Here is an 18,331-nt window from a genome sequence, read left to right as displayed (position 1 = left end):
TGCGCGATCAGCCCTTGGGCATCATCCCCGCATCCTGTGCCGCCGCGATCTCGGTCTCGTCCAGCGCCCCGTCGGCATTGGCATCCATCGCCGAGAAGGTCTCGGCCGTGATCTCCGGATAGACCGTCTGCACCTCGTCCAGCGTCAGCATCCCGTCGCCGTTGGTGTCCAGTTCGGTCGCCGCGACCGCCCAGGTTGCCAGACCGCCTGCCATCACTGCGCTCAGAAAAATCGGTTTCATGTGACTACTCCTGTTTTCTTGGTTTGATCGAGACCGCATCGCTGCGCCCTCGACATGTCAGACGCGCCCGAGCGCCATCGCGTTCCCTGCCTCTCCGGGGCGTGCCGAAACCCGCCGGTCGGCCGCCGCGGCCTGCGCGAGCCGCCGCCGAAAAAGGCCCCGCGCGGCGGATCGGCGGAAAATCCCCGTCTGTTCAAGCGGTCCCCAAGCGCGTCTGCTGTGGGTCCCCGACACCGCACGAGGCCCCCCGGATGACACGACAGACCCGAGACCCCGCGACCCTGATCGCCCGGCTGCACGCGCGCGCCCGGCGCCTGCGGTCCTGCCCCGAGGAGGCCGCCGACCTCGCCCAGGATGCCGCCCTGCGCCTGTGGCAGCGCCAGGTCACGGGTCAGCGGATCGACAATCCCGAGGCCTACGCGATGACGGCACTCGCCAACCTCGCCCGCAGCCGGTGGCGCGCCAACAGACCGAGCGAGGAGTTCCGGGAGGACATGGCGATGACCGCGCCCGAAGCGCCGGCCCGTCTCGCGGTCGCCGAGCTCAGGCGGGCGATGGCGCGGCTGCCACCCGAACAGGCGGCGCTGATGGCGCTGGTGGCGGCGGGAGAGACCAGCCCGGCGGAACTGGCCCGCCTGACCGGCGTGCCTCCTGGCACCGTGATGTCGCGCCTCGCCCGCGCCCGCGCCGCGCTGCGCCGGCGTCTGGGGCTGGCGAAATCCGCCCCCGGCGCGTCGCTGCTGGACTGAGACCGCCGGTCAGAACAGGAAATCACCCTTGCCGAGATCGGCGATCTGGAAGCCCTCGATGATGATCCGCGTGCCCGCCCCGTCATCGATGACCACGTCGCCGCCCACCTCCTGCATGTGGTTGTTCACAAGGTCCCTGTATGTCCTGATCTCGGTGACCGCGGACAGGTCGATATCCTCACGGTTGTCGCGGTTGAAATCCCTGATCCGGTCCACGCCGGAACCATCCCGGAACACGAACCTGTCAAAGCCCCCGCCGCCGATCAGGATGTCGTTCTGCTCGCCCCCGTCCAGCGTGTCGCGACCTGTCCCGCCAAAGATCTTGTCGGCGCCCTTGCCGCCCTTCAGGATGTCGGCGCCCTTGCCACCGTTCAGGACGTCGCGGCCCCTGTTGCCGAACAGCCTGTCGTCGCCATCGCCGGAAAACAGGGTGTCGCGTCCGCCCATGCCGCGGATGACGTCGTCGCCCTCGGTGTTCAGCGCCACGCCATCCCCGACCAGCGTGCCGCGCGGGGCAAAGTCATTCTGGTTGCCCAGCGTGATCGTCCAGTCGCGCTCCATCAGGAACAGTTCGATCGCGAAGGGCGCGATGCCGAACAGGTCCTGCAGGATCACCGGCGAGAATACCGCCATGTCGATATCGATGGTCTCGAAGGTGATATCGCCGAGCGCGGTGGAAAACACGATCTCGTCCACCGTGCCGCCCGAGACATAGTCCGCGCCCGACAGGGTCGAGGTGGTGAAGCCGCTGCCGGTCGCGACATAGCTGGCAAGCTGCCCGCCATAGACGCCGGTGCCGGTGAATTGCGTCGGCGAATCCAGGTTCACGGTCGCCTCGGTCGAGATGAAATCGATGATGCTCGCGACATCCACGATGGAATAGGGGCTGCTCGGGGGAAGGGAAATGGTGATGGCCATCGGTCGGTGAATTCCATTTTGCAAATCAATGCCGGAAAGTCTCGGCGATCCCCCGAGTCGCCGCAACTTAAAACGGCGTGACCGCGCCACCAGCCGCGGCGCAATGAAAAACGGAGAGCCGAAGCCCTCCGTTGAGTTTCGCCGTCCAGGCTCATCTAGTTTACCGCCCGGTGTTTTTTGCCTGCGGCCTGAACGTCGTCCAGAGCGAGCGCACCCGCCCCTTGTTCCCGGTGAAACGCTTGGGTTTCACCGAATGAGACAGAGCGGAAACGAAAGGTTTCTGCGGTGTCTCACCCGTCTTGTCTTCTGGAAGGGCCACCCCGGCCCCTCCCTTGTGTTTCGTCGGGGTCCGGTCGCCGCTTCGCGGCTCCGTGACCCCTACGCGCCCGGTTCCGGACGCGATCTCAGGTATAAGACAGCTTGAGCGCCACCTTGTCCGTATGTCCCAGCGGGTTCTCGACCACTTCGACCTTCAGCTTCTCCTGCCCGTCCGTGGGGCAGAACCTCGGCTTGGTGGCGCCCTTGCGGGGGCGCGGCGCGATCAACCAGGCACGCCGCAATTCCCTGGGTTCATTCAGCTTGGTGTTCAGTTCGACCTCCAGCTCCATCTCGGTGCCGTTCGGCCAGACCAGCTTTCCGCTTCTCCATTCCTCGTTGTTCCCAAGCAAGATCGCTCCTCCTCAGCTGCAGCCGCTGGTGCCGCCGCAGGTGTTGCACTTCATGCAGGTGCCGTTGCGCACCAGGGTGTAGTTGCCGCATTCGCCGCAGGCCTCGCCCTCGTAGCCCTGCATCTTGGCCTTGGTGCGCGCATCCAGCGACACGGTGCCCGACGCCATCGCCGTGGTGGTCGTCGTGCTGACCGCCGCCGCTTCCGGCACCAGGGTCTGCAAGGCCGCCGAGGGGTTGTCAAAGCCCGCAAGCGCGGTCGCCCCCATCGTCTGCCCGCCCTGCAGCACCACCAGCTCCTGCGGCAGGCGCTTGCGCAGATAGCCGGTCGAGCTGATCTGCTTGAGCACCTCCAGCGACCGGCTTGCGGCGGTCTCGGACATCTCGCTGATGTTGCTCACGCCTTCCTCTTCGCCGCGGCCCAGGTCGTCGAAACTCGCGCCTTCCGGCTTCACATGCGCCAGGTCGGTGCGATCCAGGTAGCTGACCGCCAGTTCGCGGAACACATAGTCGAGGATCGACGTCGCGTTCTTGATGCTGTCGTTGCCCTGCACCATGCCGGCGGGTTCGAACTTGGTGAAAGTGAAGGCATCGACGAATTCCTCCAGCGGCACACCGTATTGCAGCCCGACGCTGACGGCGATGGCGAAGTTGTTCATCATCGCCCGGAAGCCCGCGCCTTCCTTGTGCATGTCGATGAAGATTTCGCCCAGGTTTCCGTCCTCGTATTCGCCGGTGCGCAGATAGACCTTGTGACCGCCGACGATGGCCTTTTGCGTATAGCCCTTGCGCCGCTGGGGCATCTTCTCGCGGTGGCTCTTGACGATCTCCTTGACCACGATCTTCTCGACGATCTTCTCGGCCAGGACGGTCGCCTTCTCCTGCGCGCTGCCGCTTTCCAGGATCTCGGCCGCCTCGTCGTCATCCTCGACCAGCGCCGCCGCCAGGGGCTGGCTCAGCTTGGAACCGTCGCGATAGAGCGCGTTGGCCTTCACCCCCAGCGACCAGGACAGCTCATACGCCTTCTGGCAATCCTCGATCGTGGCGTCGTTGGGCATGTTGATCGTCTTGCTGATCGCACCCGAGATGAAGCTCTGCGCCGCCGCCATCATGTGGATGTGGCTCTTGACGGACAGGTAGCGCTTGCCCTTCTTGCCGCAGGGATTGGCACAATCGAAGATCGGGTAGTGTTCGGTCTTCAGGAACGGCGCGCCTTCCAGCGTCATGGTCCCGCAGACGTGATCGTTGGCCGCTTCGATATCCTTGCGCGAGAAGCCCAGCGATTTCAGCAGGTCGAAGGTCGGATCGTTCAGCTTTTCCGCCGGAATGCCCAGCACGTTGGTGCAGAACTCCTCGCCCAGCGTCCACTGGTTGAAGACGAACCGGATGTCAAAGGCGCTCTGCAGCGCGGCGTCGATCTTGGCCAGCTCGTTCGGCCCGAAGCCGTGGCCCGCCAGCGTCGTGTGGTTGATCGCCGGCGCGTTGCCGATGCTGCCATGACCCACCGCATACGAGACGATCTCCTCGATCTGCGCGCTGCCATAGCCCAGCTTCTCAAGCGCCGCCGGAACCGACTGGTTGATGATCTTGAAGTATCCGCCGCCGGCGAGCTTCTTGAACTTGACCAGCGCGAAATCCGGCTCGATCCCGGTGGTGTCGCAGTCCATCACCAGCCCGATCGTGCCGGTCGGCGCGATCACGGTGGATTGCGCATTGCGATAGCCGTGCTTCTCGCCCAGCGTCAGCGCCTCGTCCCAGGCCGACATGGCCAGATCGACCAGTTGCGCATCGGGGCAGTTGGCGTGGTCCAGCGGCACCGGCTTCACCGCCAGCTGTTCATAGCCGTCTGTGGCGCCATAGGCGGCGTTGCGGTGGTTGCGGATCACCCGCAGCATGTGATCGCTGTTGCGCTCATAGCCCGAGAACGCGCCCAGCTCGCCCGCCATCTCGGCGCTGGTCGCATAAGCGACGCCGGTCATGATCGCGGTCAGCGCCCCGCAAAGCGCGCGGCCCTCGTCGCTGTCATAGCCATAGCCCATGTTCATCAGCAGGCCGCCGATATTGGCATAGCCCAGGCCCAGCGTGCGGAAGTCATAGGACAGCTGCGCGATCTCCTTGGAGGGGAACTGCGCCATCATCACGCTGATCTCCAGCGTCACGGTCCAGAGCCGCGCCGCGTGCATGTAATCCTCGGCCTGGAACTTGCCGTCCTCGTAGAACGTCAGCAGGTTCATCGACGCCAGGTTGCAGGCGGTGTCGTCCAGGAACATGTACTCGCTGCACGGGTTGCTGCCGCGGATCTCGCCGTCTTCCGGGCAGGTGTGCCACTCGTTGACCGTGTCGTGATACTGGATGCCCGGATCGGCGCAGGCCCAGGCCGCGTGGCCCACCTGCTCCCACAGGTCGCGCGCCTTCACCACCTTGGAGACCGAGCCGTCGGTGCGGTTGATCAGCTCCCAGTCGGCGTCCTTCTCGACCGCGGTCAGGAACGCGTTGGTCACCCGGATCGAGTTGTTCGAGTTCTGCCCCGAAACACTGTTATAGGCCTCGCTGTCCCAATCCGTGTCGTAGGTCGGGAACTCGATGCTGGTATGACCTTGCCGCGCATAGTCGAGCACGCGCTTGATATAGGTCTCGGGGATCATGTTGCGCTTGGCATCCCGAACCGCCGCCTTCAGCGCCTCGTTCACCGCCGGATCATAGGCGTCCTCTTCCGCACCGTCCCAGGTGCGGATCGCCTCAAAGAGACCGTTCAACTTCTTCTCGTGCATCTTGGAGCCGGCGACGATGCTCGCGACCTTCTGCTCCTCCAGCACCTTCCAGTTGATGAAGTCCTCGATATCCGGGTGATCGGCGTCCACGATCACCATCTTCGCTGCTCGACGGGTCGTGCCGCCCGACTTGATGGCGCCCGCCGCGCGGTCGCCGATTTTCAGAAAGCCCATGAGGCCGCTGGACTTGCCGCCGCCCGACAGCTTTTCGCCCTCGCCCCGAAGATGGCTGAAGTTGGTGCCGGTGCCGCTGCCATACTTGAACAGCCGCGCCTCGCGGACCCACAGGTCCATGATGCCGCCTTCGTTCACCAGATCGTCCTGCACGCCCTGGATGAAGCAGGCATGCGGCTGCGGATGCTCATAGCTGCTGGTCGACTTGGTCAGCTTACCGGTCTTGTGATCGACATAGTGATGCCCCTGCGCCGGGCCATCGATGCCATAGGCCCAATGCAGGCCGGTGTTGAACCACTGCGGGCTGTTCGGTGCGGCGCGCTGGGTCGCCAGCATGTACCGCATCTCGTCGTAATAGGCGCGTGCATCCTCTTCGGTGGTGAAATAGCCACCCTTCCAGCCCCAATAGGCCCAGGCGCCGGCCAGCCGGTCGAACACCTGCTTGGAGGAGGTTTCGCCGCCCATCTCGGCGCCGGTGTCGGGCACCGAGCGCCACAGGAATTCGGGCACGTCCTTTTCCTTGACGCGCTTCAGCTTGCTGGGCACGCCGGCCTTGCGGAAATATTTCTGCGCGATCACGTCGCTCGCCACCTGGCTCCAGGTCGCGGGGATTTCGATGTCGTCCAGCCGGAACACGATGGTCCCATCCGGGTTGCGGATCTCGGAGGTGGCCGAACGGAAGTCCAGCTCTGCGTAAGCGTCCTGCCCTGCCTTGGTGAATTTGCGATCAATTTTCATTTTTGCGCTGCCTCTGTGTTCCAGCTATTCCCATCGGCCTTTTTGGCCCTGCACCGGTCTCCCGGCGCTCCGTTCCCACCGTGATCGGGCGGGCCAAAACCGTCCTCGCCCCTGCCTCGGCAGGGTCCGTTCCGGCGTGCGCTCCGAAACATTCCGAACTCTTCTGACCTTGTCCCAACCTGTCGCCGCCCCTGGCTCTATCTACCAGATTTAGTGGCTGTCCGACCGGCTCACACAATCTGGCGTATCCACACCAAGATCGTCAACGCAAAATTTCTCGAATTGGGGAGTCTTTTCTGTTGACGATTGACCCCGCGACAACGGCTTGCAGCGCCCTGCTGATTCATCCACAGAATGTTAACAACACGGGGCTGCGGATTAACGATTTGGTAACCTGCCGAATTGTGCCTGTAACAAGCGGGTTTGGCATGCGATGCTCAGAAAAAGGGCCAAGTTGACGCTGCGGCGCAGCATCGCCCGCCCCCCGCGCGGGGCACACAGCGACGAAGTTGTCCACAGGAGCCACCAGGTGTCACTTTTTTGCCCCGAGAGGCCACAATGATGCGGCGAGCCGCCCGAAAAGTGATTCTACCAATGGTTGTTGTCGCCGCCTGCACCCCCCTGGATATGGCGGACTACACCGGCAAGGCGCGCTTCGCCGACTACCCCGAGTCGCTGATCGGCGCGCTCGAAGCCGCCTGTGCCCGACCGGCGCAGACCTTCTCGCGGCCCGAACGCAACACGGTCGAATGCCGGGAATACCTGCCGCCCGAGGCGACCGCGGCGATCATCCTGACCTATGACGGAACGCCCGAAGATCTGCCCCAGCTGGTGATCCGCTTCGAAACCCGCGCCGACACCCCCGGATATCTCGTCGAAAACGAGGTGTTCCTGCGCGTGCCGCAGAAGCACGGCGCCACGCTCAAGGTGGCGCAGACGGATGCCGGGCTGAACCGGATGCTCGCCGCGCTCTACACCCGCGCCGGCGGCGTGCCCGAGTGAACGGACCCGCCGACAGATCGATGCTGTGTGGAAAATGGTCGGGGCGGCGAGATTCGAACTCACGACCCCCTGTACCCAAAACAGGTGCGCTACCAGACTGCGCCACGCCCCGGACCGTGGGTTTCTCTATCCGCCCCCGCCGGGTTTGAAAAGCCAAATCGCGGCGGTGCGTGAAAAACGCGCGCCCGTGCCGCGCGACACCCCCACGCCCGTGCCGCGCGACACGGCCCCGCTCAGCAGGGCCAGGCCGGCGGGCCACCGGAAAAGGCCGGGTGGCGCAGCACGGTGCCGGGCTCGATGCCATAGGTCTCGGCCAGCCCGCCATTGATCTCCAGCACCGCCAGCACCCCGTCGCCGCCGTCGATCCCGGTCAGGTCACCCGGCACGGCGCGGTGGTGCACCGCCGTGACGACCCCGGCCGGGTCGGCAAAGATCATGTCGAGGGGAATCAGCGTGTTCTTCATCCAGAACCGCGCCCGCTGCGGACGCTCGTAGACGAAGAGCATTCCCGCCCCGCGCGGCAGGCTTTCGCGGAACATCAGCCCCTGCGCCCGCTCCTCGGGCGTGTCGGCCAACTCGATCGTGAAACGCGTCTCGCCCCAGTCGCCGCGCAGATGCACCTGGCCGGGCGCGCAGTCCGCCCAGGCCTGCGCCGCCAGAAACAGCAGCCCGGCGGCGATACAGGCAAGCCTGCGGATCATGTCTCGCGATTGGCCCCCAAGGCCAGTTCCCACGCCATCACCTCGGCCGCCATGCGCCCGCGCTTGCCGTCGATCACCCGCATCGCGAGCGCCTCGCCCGGCTGCAGGTCGGCCAGACCCGACTGGCGCAGAACCTCGATGTGCAGGAACACGTCTTCGGACCGTCCGAACACGTTGGCAAAGCCGAACCCCTTGCCCTTGTCAAACCACTTGACCCGCGCGGGTTCCAGCGGCCGGCTCTGGATGTCTTCGGGGTCCAGATGCGCGAAATCGGTGAGAACCGGGGAATCGTCCCGCGCCGGCGGCGTGATGCTGACGATCTCGACCGCCTGCACACCGCGTTCCGTGCGATGGGTGACCACCTCGATCCCGGCGCCGTCGGCGACCGAGCTCTGCCCGAAATTGCGGAGGACATTGACGTGCAGGAGTATATCGGGACCGCCCTCGTCGGACACGACAAATCCGAAACCCTTGACGGGATCGAACCACTTAACCTGCCCGCGCACATGATACATACTGTTCAAATCTTCTGCCACGGAGAACCCATCACGCCAAACGTTACGCTCATGTTACACGATGTCGTCGTTAACTTTAAGCATCAAATTCATGGGATTAAAACCCTTCTGATTCAGTCGATTGCAATTCGCGCGACGCGAAAATCACGGGCTGAGTCGCTGGATTCGCCATTCCGCCAGCGGATTGTCGCGCATCCAGACGAACCGGTCGTGCAAGCGGAAGGCCCCGTCGGCCCAGAATTCGATCTGCGACGGCACGATCCGGTAGCCGCCCCAGAAGGGCGGACGCTTGGGGTTCGGGCCGTGCTGCGCGGTCACCTTGGCGACCTCGGCCATCAGCGCCGCGCGGCTCGACAGCGGCTGCGACTGGTGCGACGCCCAGGCCCCCAGACGGCTCTTCAGCGAGCGCGAGGCGTAGTAGGCATCCGCCGCCGGCCCCTCTTCCCGCGTGACCGTGCCGCGCACCCGCAGCTGCCGGCGCAACGACTTCCAGTGCATGACGAACGCCGCCTTGCCCGCCCCGTCAAGCTCCTGCGCTTTGGCGCTGCCGTAGTTCGTGTAAAACACGAAGGCCTCCGCCTCGATCTCCTTCAGCAGCACCATGCGCACGTTGGGCAACCCGTCCGCATCGACCGTGCTCAGCGCGATGGCGTTGGGATCGTTGACCTCGGCCGCCTCGGCCTCGCCCAGCCAGCGCCGCGCGATCTCGAAGGGGTCGTCGCCCGCAAACACACCGTCCCGATCGCCCATGATGCCTCCTGAAGTTGTAAAATGAAGAGTAGCTCGCGTCGTGCAGCCATCAAGTCGCCACGCGGGCCGCTCTTGATGCGACCAGACCTATCGCCTAAAGGTCACTCCAAAAGCAAGATGAAGAGTGACAGCAACCATGTCTAATCAGCTGATGGCCGGCAAGCGCGGTCTTATCATGGGACTCGCCAACGACAAGTCCATCGCCTGGGGCATCGCCACTGCGCTCGCGGATGCGGGGGCCGAACTCGCCTTCTCCTACCAGGGCGAGGCGCTCAAGAAACGCGTCGAACCGCTGGCGGATCAGCTGGGCAGCCCGATCGTGCTGCCCTGCGACGTGGCCGACGAAGCCTCGATCGACGCGCTCTTCGAAGGTCTGCGCGAGCACTGGGACAGCCTCGATTTCGTGGTCCACGCCATCGGCTTCTCCGACAAGTCCGAGCTGCGCGGCCGCTACGTCGACACCAGCCGGGCGAATTTCGCGCTCTCGATGGACATCTCGGTCTATTCCTTCACCGCCGTGGTGCAGCGGGCCGAAAAGATGATGCGCCCGGGCGGCTCCTGCCTGACGCTCACCTATTACGGCGCCGAACGGGTCATGCCGCACTACAACGTCATGGGCGTCGCCAAGGCCGCGCTCGAAGCCTCGGTGCGCTATCTCGCCGAGGACCTCGGCAAGGACGGCATCCGGGTCAACGCCATCTCCGCCGGCCCGATCAAGACGCTGGCCGCCAGCGGCATCGGCGATTTCCGCTACATCATGAAGTGGAACCAATACAACTCGCCCCTGCGCCGCAACGTGACCATCCAGGATGTCGGCGGCGCCGCGCTGTACCTGCTCTCCGATCTCGGCTCCGGCACCACCGGAGAGGTGCTGCATGTCGATGCCGGCTATCACGTGGTCGGCATGAAGGCGGTCGACGCGCCGGACATGAGCAAGGGCTGACCCGGCGATGGAGCTGGGCCATCTCATCGCCTTCAACCTCGCGCTGCTGGCCGCGATCGCCAGCCCCGGCCCCTCGCTGCTCTTCCTGACCCGGACCTCGATGGCCCAGGGCCGGCGCGCCGGTGTCGCCGCCGCCGCCGGGCTCGCGGTCGTGGCCGCGCTCTGGACGCTGGCGGCGCTGCTCGGGCTCGATGCGATCTTCGCGCTCTTCCCGTGGGCCTACCTGCTGCTCAAGTCGGTGGGCGCGGCCTACCTGCTCTGGATCGCCTACACGATGTGGCGCGACGCCCGCCAGCCGATCACCGCCAGCGCCGCGCCGACCGGGCGCCGCCTCTTCCTGCAGGGCATGCTGATCAACCTGGGCAACCCTAAATCGGTGCTCTTCGCCGCCGCCGTGCTGGTGGTGATCTTCCCCGCCGATCTCGCGGCCGGCGACAAGGCGCTGATCTTCCTCAACCACCTGGCGGTGGAGCTGACCGTGCAACCTCTGCTCGCGGTGCTGCTCTCGACCGCCCCGGTCCGCGCGCGCTACCTCGCCGCCAAACCCGTGCTCGACCGCGTGGCCGCCGCCGTTCTCGGCGCGCTCGGCCTGCGCCTGCTGCTGCAACGATGATCCGAAAAGGACAGCCCATGACCGACCGCCTGCCCCACGAAAAAGGCTTCCACATCAGCTGGGACCAGATCCACCGCGACAGCCGCGCACTCGCCTGGCGGCTCGACGGGCACGGCCCCGACAACGGTGCCTGGCGCGCCGTCGTGGCGATCACCCGCGGCGGCATGGCGCCCGCGATGATCGTCAGCCGCGAACTCGACATCCGCACCGTCGACACGATCAGCATCAAGTCCTACGATCACCAGGCCCAGTCCGAAGCCAAGGTGCTGAAATCCCCCGATGCCCAGCTGATGGGCGACGGCACCGGCATCCTGATCGTCGACGACCTCGTGGACAGCGGCAAGACGCTCGAAGTGGTGCGCGCCATGTTCCCCAAGGCGCATTTCGCCACCGTCTATGCCAAGCCCAAGGGCCGCCCCCAGGTCGACACCTTCATCACCGAGGTCAGCCAGGACACCTGGATCTTCTTCCCCTGGGACATGGCCCTGCAATACGTGGAACCCTATCGCGGCACCGATTGACCGCCCGCGCGGTCCGCGGCACCGGTCCGGTCCGAACGCCCCCTCCTCCTGCCCGAAGGCCCGCAATGACGCGCACCCGCTCCACCTTCCAATCACCGATCACCGAAACATTCGGCTGGCTCGACGGGGTCGAGCACCCGGCCGACCGGCCGATGATCCTGGTCTCGCAGGCCGCGCCGGTGGCCCCGCCCCCGCCCGCCCTGCGCGAGGCGCTGGCCGAGCTCGTCCTCACCAATGACACGGCGCATTTCTACGGCCCGGTGCTGGGCCTGCCCGCCCTGCGCGCCGAACTCGCCCGCAACGCGACGCTGCACTACGGCGGCACTGTCGAGGCGGAAAACGTCTGCATCACCTCGGGCTGCAACCAGGCCTTCGCCGCCGCGCTCGCCGCCCTGACCGACCAGGGTGACGAGGTGATCCTGCCGACGCCCTGGTATTTCAACCACAAGATGTGGCTCGACATGACCGGCGTCACCGCCGTGCCGCTGCCCGTGGGCGGCGACATGCTGCCCGATCCCGACGCCGCCGCCGGCCTGATCACCCCGCGCACCCGCGCCATCGTGCTGGTCACGCCCAACAACCCGACCGGCGCGGAATACCCGCCCGCGCTCATGGGCGCCTTCCGCGATCTCGCCCGCGCCCGCGGACTCAAGCTGATCGTGGATGAGACCTATCGCGACTTCCACAGCCGCCCCGGCGCACCGCACGACCTGTTCGCCGACGCAGGCTGGGACGACACGCTGGTGCATCTCTATTCCTTCTCCAAGGCCTTCCGCCTGACCGGCCACCGCGTCGGCGCCCTGATCGCCGCCCCCGCGCTGCTGCAGGAGGTCGAGAAGTTCCTCGACACCGTCACCATCTGCGCCTCGCAGGTCGGCCAGCACGCCGCGCTCTGGGGCTTGCAGAATCTCGGCGACTGGCTCGCCGGCGAACGCGACGAGATCCTCGCCCGCCGCGCCGCCATCGCCGACGGCTTCCCGGTCCTGGCCGACAGGGGCTGGGCGCTCAAGGGGCTGGGCGCCTATTTCGCCTATGTGCAGCACCCGCTGGACGAGCCCTCCGACAGGCTCGCCCGCCGCCTCGTGCGCGAGGCAAGCCTGCTCGCCCTGCCCGCCACCATGTTCACCCCGGCGGGCGACGCCGAGGGCGCGCGCCACCTGCGCATCGCCTTCGCCAATCTCGACCGCCCCGGCATCGCCACGCTTTTCGACCGATTGGCCGCCGTGACCCCCTGAACCCGTCTTGCCCCCCCTGACCATGCAGCATAGACAAGGCGGACTGTCGCGCATCGCTCGAAAGGGGGCATCATGGCCTTAGGCTTCAAGAGTTTGTCCAAGTCCTTCGTCTGGATCATCCTGGCGCTTCTCATCGTCGGGCTGGCGGGCTTCGGGGCCACCAATCTCAGCGGCACGGTCCGCACCGTCGGCCATGCCGGCGACGAGGTCATCACCGTCGACGATTACGCCCGCGAGCTGCAGCGCGAGATCCGCGCCATCGAGGCGCAGACCGGACAGGCGATGCCGATGTCGCAGGTGCAGACCCTCGGGCTCGACCAGGCGGTGCTGTCGCGCCTCGTGGCGATGGCCTCGATCGACAACGAGGTGGCGCAGATGGGCATCTCGATCGGTGACGAGAACCTGCAGCGCGAGATCCTCGAGATCCCCGCCTTTCGCGGGCTCGACGGCAGTTTCGACCGCGAATCCTACCGCTTCGCCCTCAGCCAGGCCGGCCTGAACGAAACCGACTTCGAAGTCCGGCTGCGGGCCGAAACCGCGCGCACCCTGGTGCAGGGCGCGATCTATGCCGGCGTCCGGATGCCCGACGTGCTGGCCGACACGCTGACCGACTACATCGCCGCGCGGCGCAGCTTCACCTGGGCCAGCCTCACCGCCGACGCCCTGCCCGAACCGGTCCCCGCCCCGACCGAGGAGCAGCTGCGCGCCTATTACGACGCCAATCCCGACGCCTTCATGCTGCCCGAGACCAAGCGCCTGACCACCGTCCTGCTGACGCCCGAAATGGTGCTCGACCAGGTCGAGGTCGAGGAAAGCGCCCTGCGCGACCGCTATGCCGAGCGCAGCGCCGAGTTCAACCTGCCCGAACGCCGGCTGGTCGAACGGCTGGTCTTCAACGACCTCGCCGCCGCCTCCAGCGCCAAGGCGCAGCTCGACGTCGGCGGCACCACCTTCGAGGCGCTGGTCGACCAGCGCGGCCTGTCGCTCGTCGATATCGACCTCGGCGACGTCACCCGCGACGACCTGCGCGACGCGGCCGAGGACGTCTTCGCCGCCGAGATCGGCAGCGTTGTCGGCCCGCTGCCCTCCACGCTCGGCCCCGCGCTCTTCCGCGTCAACGGTCGACTCGAAGCCCGCACCACGCCGTTCGAAGAGGCGGTCGACGACCTGCGCGTCGAACTCGCCGCCGACCGCGCCCGCCGCCTGATCGAAACCCGCGCCGAGAATCTCGACGACCTGCTCGCCGGCGGCGCCACGCTCGAGGAACTGGCCGCCGAAACCGACATGGAACTGGGCCAGATCGACTGGACCGCCGACGCGACCGACGGCATCGCCGCCTACGAGGAGGTCCGCGCCGAAGCCGCCGCCCTCACCACCGAGGATTTCCCCGAGATCCACTTCACCGAGGACGGCGCGATCTACGCCCTCCGGCTCGACGAGACCCTGCCGCCGCGTCCCGAACCGTTCGAGCAGGCCCGCGACGCGGTCGCCGAGGCCTGGACCACCGAACAGACCGAAGCCGCCCTGCGCGCAGAGGCCGAAACCATCGTCGCCGCGCTCGCCGAAACCGGCGATTTCACCGAAACCGGCCTGTCCTTCCGGGTCGAGAACGGCCTGACCCGCACCGCCTTCGTCGACGGCACCCCGCCCAACTTCATGGCCGAAGTGTTCGAGATGGAGCCGGGCGAGCTGCGCATCGTTTCGGGCGGCGGCACGGTGCTGATCGTGCAGCTGAACGAAACCCTGCCCCCCGCCGAAACCGCCGATCTCGCCGCCATGAAGGACTCGCTGGGCGCCCAGCTCGACCAGTCGCTCTCCGAAGCGCTGTTCCAGGCCTTCGGCCGCGATGCGCGCATCCGCGCCAATCCGCAGGTCGACCAGCGCGCGGTCAACGCCGTCCTGACCAGCTTCCAGTAAAGGCGCGCCATGGCCCTGACCCCGGATTTCGACAGTTTCGCCCGCGCCTACGAGGCGGGGCAGAACCAGGTGGTCTATACACGGCTCGCCGCCGATCTGGACACGCCCGTGTCGCTGATGCTCAAGCTGACCGGCGCGCAGAAAGACGCCTTCATGCTGGAATCCGTGACCGGCGGCGAGGTGCGCGGGCGCTACTCGATCATCGGCATGAAACCCGACCTGGTCTGGCGCTGCCACGGCGACCGATCCGAACTGAACCGCTCGGCGCGCTTTGACCCCGACGCCTTCCGGCCGCTCGACGGCAACCCGATGGACGCGCTGCGCGCGCTGATCGCCGAAAGCCGTGTCGATCTGCCCGCCGACCTGCCGCAGGCGGCGGCGGGGCTGTTCGGCTATCTCGGCTATGACATGGTGCGGCTGGTCGAACACCTGCCCGACGTGAACCCCGACCCGCTCGGCCTGCCCGACGCGGTGATGCTGCGCCCCTCGGTCGTCGCCGTGCTCGACGGCGTCAAGGGCGACGTGACCGTGGTCTCGCCCGCCTGGGTCAGCGACGGGCAGACCGCCCGCGCCGCCTATGCGCAGGCCGCCGAGCGGGTGATGGACGCGGTGCGCGATCTGGACCGCGCGATGCCCGCCGACACGCGCGAGATGGGCGATGCCGCCGACATCGCCCCGCCGGTCAGCAACTTCACGCAGGACGGCTACAAGGCCGCCGTCGAGACAGCCAAGGACTACATCCGCGCCGGCGACATCTTCCAGGTGGTGCCCAGCCAACGCTGGGCGCAGGATTTCCCGCTGCCGCCCTTCGCGCTCTACCGCAGCCTGCGGCGCACCAACCCCTCGCCCTTCATGTTCTATTTCAACTTCGGCGGCTTCCAGGTCATCGGCGCCAGCCCCGAGATCCTGGTGCGGGTCTTCGGCCGCGAGGTCACGATCCGCCCGATCGCTGGCACCCGCCCCCGCGGCGCGACGCCCGAGGAGGATCGCGCGCTCGAGGCCGACCTGCTGGCCGACAAGAAGGAACTGGCCGAACACCTGATGCTGCTCGATCTGGGGCGCAACGACACCGGGCGCGTCAGCAAGATCGGCACCGTTCGCCCGACCGAACAATTCATCATCGAACGCTACAGCCACGTCATGCACATCGTCTCCAACGTCGTGGGCGAACTGGCCGAGGACAAGGACGCGCTCGACGCCTTTTTCGCGGGGATGCCCGCGGGCACCGTGTCCGGCGCCCCCAAGGTGCGCGCGATGGAGATCATCGACGAACTCGAACCCGAGAAACGCGGCGTCTATGGCGGCGGCGTCGGTTATTTCAGTGCCGGCGGCGACATGGACATGTGCATCGCCCTGCGCACCGCCGTGGTGAAGGACCAGACGCTCTACATCCAGGCCGGGGGCGGCGTCGTCTATGACAGCGACCCCGAGGCCGAATACCAGGAGACGGTGCACAAATCCAACGCCATCCGCCGCGCCGCCGCCGACGCCGCGCGCTTCACCGGCAACGGCAACCGCTGATCACGCCGGTACGGCCTCGGCCCGTTTCGACCCGGTCGAAAGGTCGAGCCGCAGCTTGCCCCCGCGGAAATGGCCGTGCACCACGTGGCCCGGCGTCGCGACCTCGGGAAACTCCACCGCCCAGTCGCGGAACCGGTCGTTGCTGACGATCCGCGCGCCCAGATCGCGCGCCGCTTGCAGGATGTAGGCGTCGGCCTGCACCCCGCTCGGCACCACCAGCACATCCTGCGCCGGCAGGCCCAGCAGCTTGGCCAGGTCGTGATCGTCGGAATATTCGTCAAACAGCTTGTAGCCCGCATTGGCGTCGAACATCACCCCGACCGACAGCCCGCGCCCGGTCAGGCTCCTGACGACCTCCTGCACGGTTTCGATCCGCGGCTGCTCGTCGCGCCAATACATCACGTTCGAGCCATCCAGGATCACCGTCTTGCCGGCCTTTGGCGCCCTCGACTCCGGCTTCGCCTTCCGGTGTCTGGAAACGGGACGGGACGGTGCCGATTTCAGGTGTGCGCTCTCATCCGGCACAGCCCGCCGCGCGGGCGGGCGGCGCAGCTCGGCCCGGTCCAGCAGCGCCCGCCCCAGCAGCACCAGCGCCGCCAGCCCGATCGCCGCCGCCAGCAGACCCAGGTCCGCCCAGCCCGGCACGACGACCGCCGCCAGAATTCCGAGCCCGGAGAGCAGGATCAGGAAGACAGCAAAGACCATGGCACCCCCGACGCGCCGCAAACCGTGAAACCGCGCGCGATCAGATCAGACCGGTGTTAACACTTCCTGAACCGCCACCCCGACCCGCCCGGACCGGGCAGACGGCGTATGCACGCGGTATGCACACAATCTGCACGCAAGCCATACGCCCGGATTCGGGCCGGACGGGGCACATCGCCCTACTCCGCCCCGGCCGCGCGCCGCAGCACCGCCGAGACCGGCGCCACCGCCACCCGGCCCGTCCGGTCCTGCAATCCCCACAGAACCAGCGCCGAGATCGTCTCGGGCCGCAGCCGCCCCAGCACGACGACTCCGCCTTCTTGACCGGCTCGGAACGCCGCGCGGTCCAGCACCTGCCGGATCTGCTCGGCCGTCTGCCCCGCACCGTCCAGATCGCGGAACACCACCGCCGACGGCACCCCGTCGCGCAGTGCCAGCTTCTGCACCGTGTTCAGCCCCGAGGGCTGGGTGATGAGCCCCCGCCCCGACGCGCGTGCCACCTCGGTGACCTGCCGCGACATGTCCCGGTTGCCCTGGATACCGCTGCGCGTCCCCTCGATCAGCGCCACGGTCTCGGGCAGACGCGCGAGACCTGCGGTCAGCAGCACCTCGGTATCCTGTGCTGTCGCGGCCTGCGGCAAGTCGATCAGCGCGACGACCTCGTGCCCCGCCGCACGGTGCCGCGCGGCACGATCCGCCGCTCCCGGCGCGGTGGGATCGACCGCAAGGGTGACCGGATACGGGAACGCGCCCAGCGCAGCGCCGACGCTCGTCGCGGCATCGTCGATCAGCACGATGGCCATCAGGGGCTGCTCCCCATCACTTTGGAAATCCGCCGCAAACGCCTGCAAGGGAACGGTTTTCTCGACCTCTTCTTCCATCTGGTCGCTGCGCTCGGTCAAGGGCGCAACCGGTGTTCCGATCGAAGGGCTGGCCGTGCTGTCGATGCCGGCCTGCGGCAGGGCGGCGATCCGGGCGCGCTCCGCCGGCGGCTCGGTGACTGCTTCCGGCGCCGCGCCGCCGGCGCGGGCGGCAGGGGCCGAGGACGGCCCGCGGCCCGCGTCCGGCGGATCGATCCGCACCGGGCCGCGCGGCAACGCCGGTGCAGGATCCGCCACGATCTCCGGCGCAGGCTCATCGGACACCGGCGCCAATTCATCGACCCGGCTGCCGACACGCGGCCGTTCGTTCACCGAAAGATCGGCCTCCGCACCCGGTTCTCCGGACGGCGGCGGAAACGGACGGATCGCGGTCCGCGGCGCATCCCGCAGGCTCTCGCGGTCCGGCGCGGCGAGATCGGCGCGCGGGACCGGACCCGCCGGCGGCGCGGGCCGGTCCGGCTCCGTCCCTTCGACCACAGGCGCCCGCGCCCGGACGGCCTCCTCGGACGGGTCCGCCGGAGTGTCGGGCTCCGGAACAGCCGGTTCGGGGGGGGCCGCCAGCGTCACCTCCGGGTCCGTCGCTGGCAATCCTGTGGACAGCGCCGGCACGGTCGCACCTGCCGTTCCCGTCAGGTCCGGCGGGCTCTGAACCACCTCGGGCGGTGGCGGTGGCCGCATCAGCAGCGACAGGCTGACCAGCCCCGCCGCCGACAGCAGGCCACCCCAGACCAAGCCGCTGAGAAATCCGCGCATCTCGCCTCTGCCTCTCC

The 18,331-nt window shown here is 67.3% G+C and carries 17 protein-coding genes and 1 tRNA gene; 8 read left to right on the top strand and 10 right to left on the bottom strand.

What is annotated here, in order from left to right; genetic code table 11:
- Nucleotides 1–7: 7 nt before the first annotated feature.
- Nucleotides 8–241, bottom strand: a complete 234-nt coding sequence (locus tag JF290_RS02125) for an EF-hand domain-containing protein (protein WP_199023074.1) — start codon at nt 239–241, stop codon at nt 8–10.
- 251 nt (nt 242–492) lie between these two features.
- Here JF290_RS02125 and JF290_RS02120 point away from each other — a divergent pair, with 251 nt between their 5' ends.
- On the top strand, nt 493–990 hold the full coding sequence (locus JF290_RS02120) for an RNA polymerase sigma factor (RefSeq protein ID WP_199023073.1): 498 nt from the start codon (nt 493–495) through the stop codon (nt 988–990).
- A 9-nt stretch (nt 991–999) separates the two neighbouring features.
- On the opposite strand, the gene JF290_RS02115 is transcribed toward JF290_RS02120, so the two are convergent.
- The 3 genes from JF290_RS02115 to JF290_RS02105 form a co-directional block, all read right to left on the bottom strand.
- Nucleotides 1,000–1,908, bottom strand: a complete 909-nt coding sequence (locus tag JF290_RS02115; RefSeq protein WP_199023072.1) for a calcium-binding protein — start codon at nt 1,906–1,908, stop codon at nt 1,000–1,002.
- A 404-nt stretch (nt 1,909–2,312) separates the two neighbouring features.
- Entirely contained in the window at nt 2,313–2,576 is a 264-nt protein-coding gene (locus JF290_RS02110; protein ID WP_199023071.1) for a hypothetical protein, read from the bottom strand.
- Nucleotides 2,577–2,588: 12 nt separating this feature from the next.
- On the bottom strand, nt 2,589–6,257 hold the full coding sequence (locus tag JF290_RS02105; protein WP_199023070.1) for a vitamin B12-dependent ribonucleotide reductase: 3,669 nt from the start codon (nt 6,255–6,257) through the stop codon (nt 2,589–2,591).
- 627 nt (nt 6,258–6,884) lie between these two features.
- Here JF290_RS02105 and JF290_RS02100 point away from each other — a divergent pair.
- Nucleotides 6,885–7,259, top strand: a complete 375-nt coding sequence (locus tag JF290_RS02100; protein ID WP_199023069.1) for a hypothetical protein — start codon at nt 6,885–6,887, stop codon at nt 7,257–7,259.
- Nucleotides 7,260–7,294: 35 nt separating this feature from the next.
- On the opposite strand, the gene JF290_RS02095 is transcribed toward JF290_RS02100, so the two are convergent.
- From JF290_RS02095 to pdxH, 4 genes are all read right to left on the bottom strand, one after another.
- Nucleotides 7,295–7,371: transfer RNA gene (locus tag JF290_RS02095), tRNA-Pro, on the bottom strand.
- Nucleotides 7,372–7,492: 121 nt separating this feature from the next.
- Nucleotides 7,493–7,960 carry a DUF192 domain-containing protein gene (locus tag JF290_RS02090; protein WP_199023068.1) on the bottom strand — a complete coding sequence of 156 codons (468 nt, stop codon included), beginning with the start codon at nt 7,958–7,960 and terminating at the stop codon, nt 7,493–7,495.
- Complete coding sequence (locus JF290_RS02085; RefSeq protein ID WP_199023067.1) at nt 7,957–8,496, bottom strand: cold-shock protein; 540 nt, start codon at nt 8,494–8,496, stop codon at nt 7,957–7,959. The genes JF290_RS02090 and JF290_RS02085 overlap by 4 nt, the downstream gene beginning before the upstream one ends.
- Before the next feature lie 123 nt (nt 8,497–8,619).
- On the bottom strand, nt 8,620–9,225 hold the full coding sequence (gene pdxH / locus JF290_RS02080) for a pyridoxamine 5'-phosphate oxidase (protein WP_199023066.1): 606 nt from the start codon (nt 9,223–9,225) through the stop codon (nt 8,620–8,622).
- A 136-nt stretch (nt 9,226–9,361) separates the two neighbouring features.
- On the opposite strand from pdxH, the gene fabI reads away from it, so the two are divergent.
- The 6 genes from fabI (at nt 9,362) to trpE (ending at nt 15,975) form a co-directional block, all read left to right on the top strand.
- On the top strand, nt 9,362–10,168 hold the full coding sequence (gene fabI, locus JF290_RS02075) for an enoyl-ACP reductase FabI (protein ID WP_199023065.1): 807 nt from the start codon (nt 9,362–9,364) through the stop codon (nt 10,166–10,168).
- A 7-nt stretch (nt 10,169–10,175) separates the two neighbouring features.
- Nucleotides 10,176–10,781: a LysE family translocator gene (locus JF290_RS02070; protein ID WP_199023064.1), complete on the top strand. Its 606-nt coding sequence runs from the start codon at nt 10,176–10,178 to the stop codon at nt 10,779–10,781.
- Nucleotides 10,782–10,798: 17 nt separating this feature from the next.
- Nucleotides 10,799–11,302: a xanthine phosphoribosyltransferase gene (gpt, locus tag JF290_RS02065; protein WP_199023063.1), complete on the top strand. Its 504-nt coding sequence runs from the start codon at nt 10,799–10,801 to the stop codon at nt 11,300–11,302.
- A gap of 65 nt (nt 11,303–11,367) precedes the next feature.
- Entirely contained in the window at nt 11,368–12,537 is a 1,170-nt protein-coding gene (locus JF290_RS02060; RefSeq protein WP_199023062.1) for an aminotransferase, read from the top strand.
- Nucleotides 12,538–12,609: 72 nt separating this feature from the next.
- Nucleotides 12,610–14,454, top strand: coding sequence for a peptidyl-prolyl cis-trans isomerase (locus JF290_RS02055; protein ID WP_199023061.1), 1,845 nt, complete (start codon nt 12,610–12,612; stop codon nt 14,452–14,454).
- A 9-nt stretch (nt 14,455–14,463) separates the two neighbouring features.
- Nucleotides 14,464–15,975 carry an anthranilate synthase component I gene (gene trpE, locus JF290_RS02050; RefSeq protein WP_199023060.1) on the top strand — a complete coding sequence of 504 codons (1,512 nt, stop codon included), beginning with the start codon at nt 14,464–14,466 and terminating at the stop codon, nt 15,973–15,975.
- Here the strand turns inward: trpE and JF290_RS02045 are convergent, their stop codons facing one another.
- Nucleotides 15,976–16,680, bottom strand: coding sequence for an NYN domain-containing protein (locus JF290_RS02045; protein WP_199023059.1), 705 nt, complete (start codon nt 16,678–16,680; stop codon nt 15,976–15,978).
- Between the two features lie 179 nt (nt 16,681–16,859).
- Nucleotides 16,860–18,314 carry a divergent polysaccharide deacetylase family protein gene (locus tag JF290_RS02040; RefSeq protein WP_199023058.1) on the bottom strand — a complete coding sequence of 485 codons (1,455 nt, stop codon included), beginning with the start codon at nt 18,312–18,314 and terminating at the stop codon, nt 16,860–16,862.
- Nucleotides 18,315–18,331: the final 17 nt, after the last annotated feature.

Origin of the sequence: Sedimentitalea arenosa (assembly GCF_016428585.1) — a bacterium.
Classification (GTDB): domain Bacteria; phylum Pseudomonadota; class Alphaproteobacteria; order Rhodobacterales; family Rhodobacteraceae; genus Sedimentitalea; species Sedimentitalea arenosa.
Note: the sequence above shows the minus strand (reverse complement) of the source record. Positions and strands in the feature narration are given on the sequence as shown.

Coding starts and splice junctions, on each gene's coding strand:
- JF290_RS02070 (WP_199023064.1), top strand. CDS start 10,176: ATGGAGCTGGGCCATCTCATCGCCTTCAACCTCGCGCTGCTGGCCGCG.
- JF290_RS02115 (WP_199023072.1), bottom strand. CDS start 1,908: ATGGCCATCACCATTTCCCTTCCCCCGAGCAGCCCCTATTCCATCGTG.
- JF290_RS02100 (WP_199023069.1), top strand. CDS start 6,885: ATGGCGGACTACACCGGCAAGGCGCGCTTCGCCGACTACCCCGAGTCG.
- pdxH (WP_199023066.1), bottom strand. CDS start 9,225: ATGGGCGATCGGGACGGTGTGTTTGCGGGCGACGACCCCTTCGAGATC.
- fabI (WP_199023065.1), top strand. CDS start 9,362: ATGTCTAATCAGCTGATGGCCGGCAAGCGCGGTCTTATCATGGGACTC.
- JF290_RS02090 (WP_199023068.1), bottom strand. CDS start 7,960: ATGATCCGCAGGCTTGCCTGTATCGCCGCCGGGCTGCTGTTTCTGGCG.
- JF290_RS02045 (WP_199023059.1), bottom strand. CDS start 16,680: ATGGTCTTTGCTGTCTTCCTGATCCTGCTCTCCGGGCTCGGAATTCTG.
- JF290_RS02040 (WP_199023058.1), bottom strand. CDS start 18,314: ATGCGCGGATTTCTCAGCGGCTTGGTCTGGGGTGGCCTGCTGTCGGCG.
- gpt (WP_199023063.1), top strand. CDS start 10,799: ATGACCGACCGCCTGCCCCACGAAAAAGGCTTCCACATCAGCTGGGAC.
- JF290_RS02125 (WP_199023074.1), bottom strand. CDS start 241: ATGAAACCGATTTTTCTGAGCGCAGTGATGGCAGGCGGTCTGGCAACC.
- JF290_RS02060 (WP_199023062.1), top strand. CDS start 11,368: ATGACGCGCACCCGCTCCACCTTCCAATCACCGATCACCGAAACATTC.
- trpE (WP_199023060.1), top strand. CDS start 14,464: ATGGCCCTGACCCCGGATTTCGACAGTTTCGCCCGCGCCTACGAGGCG.
- JF290_RS02055 (WP_199023061.1), top strand. CDS start 12,610: ATGGCCTTAGGCTTCAAGAGTTTGTCCAAGTCCTTCGTCTGGATCATC.
- JF290_RS02105 (WP_199023070.1), bottom strand. CDS start 6,257: ATGAAAATTGATCGCAAATTCACCAAGGCAGGGCAGGACGCTTACGCA.
- JF290_RS02120 (WP_199023073.1), top strand. CDS start 493: ATGACACGACAGACCCGAGACCCCGCGACCCTGATCGCCCGGCTGCAC.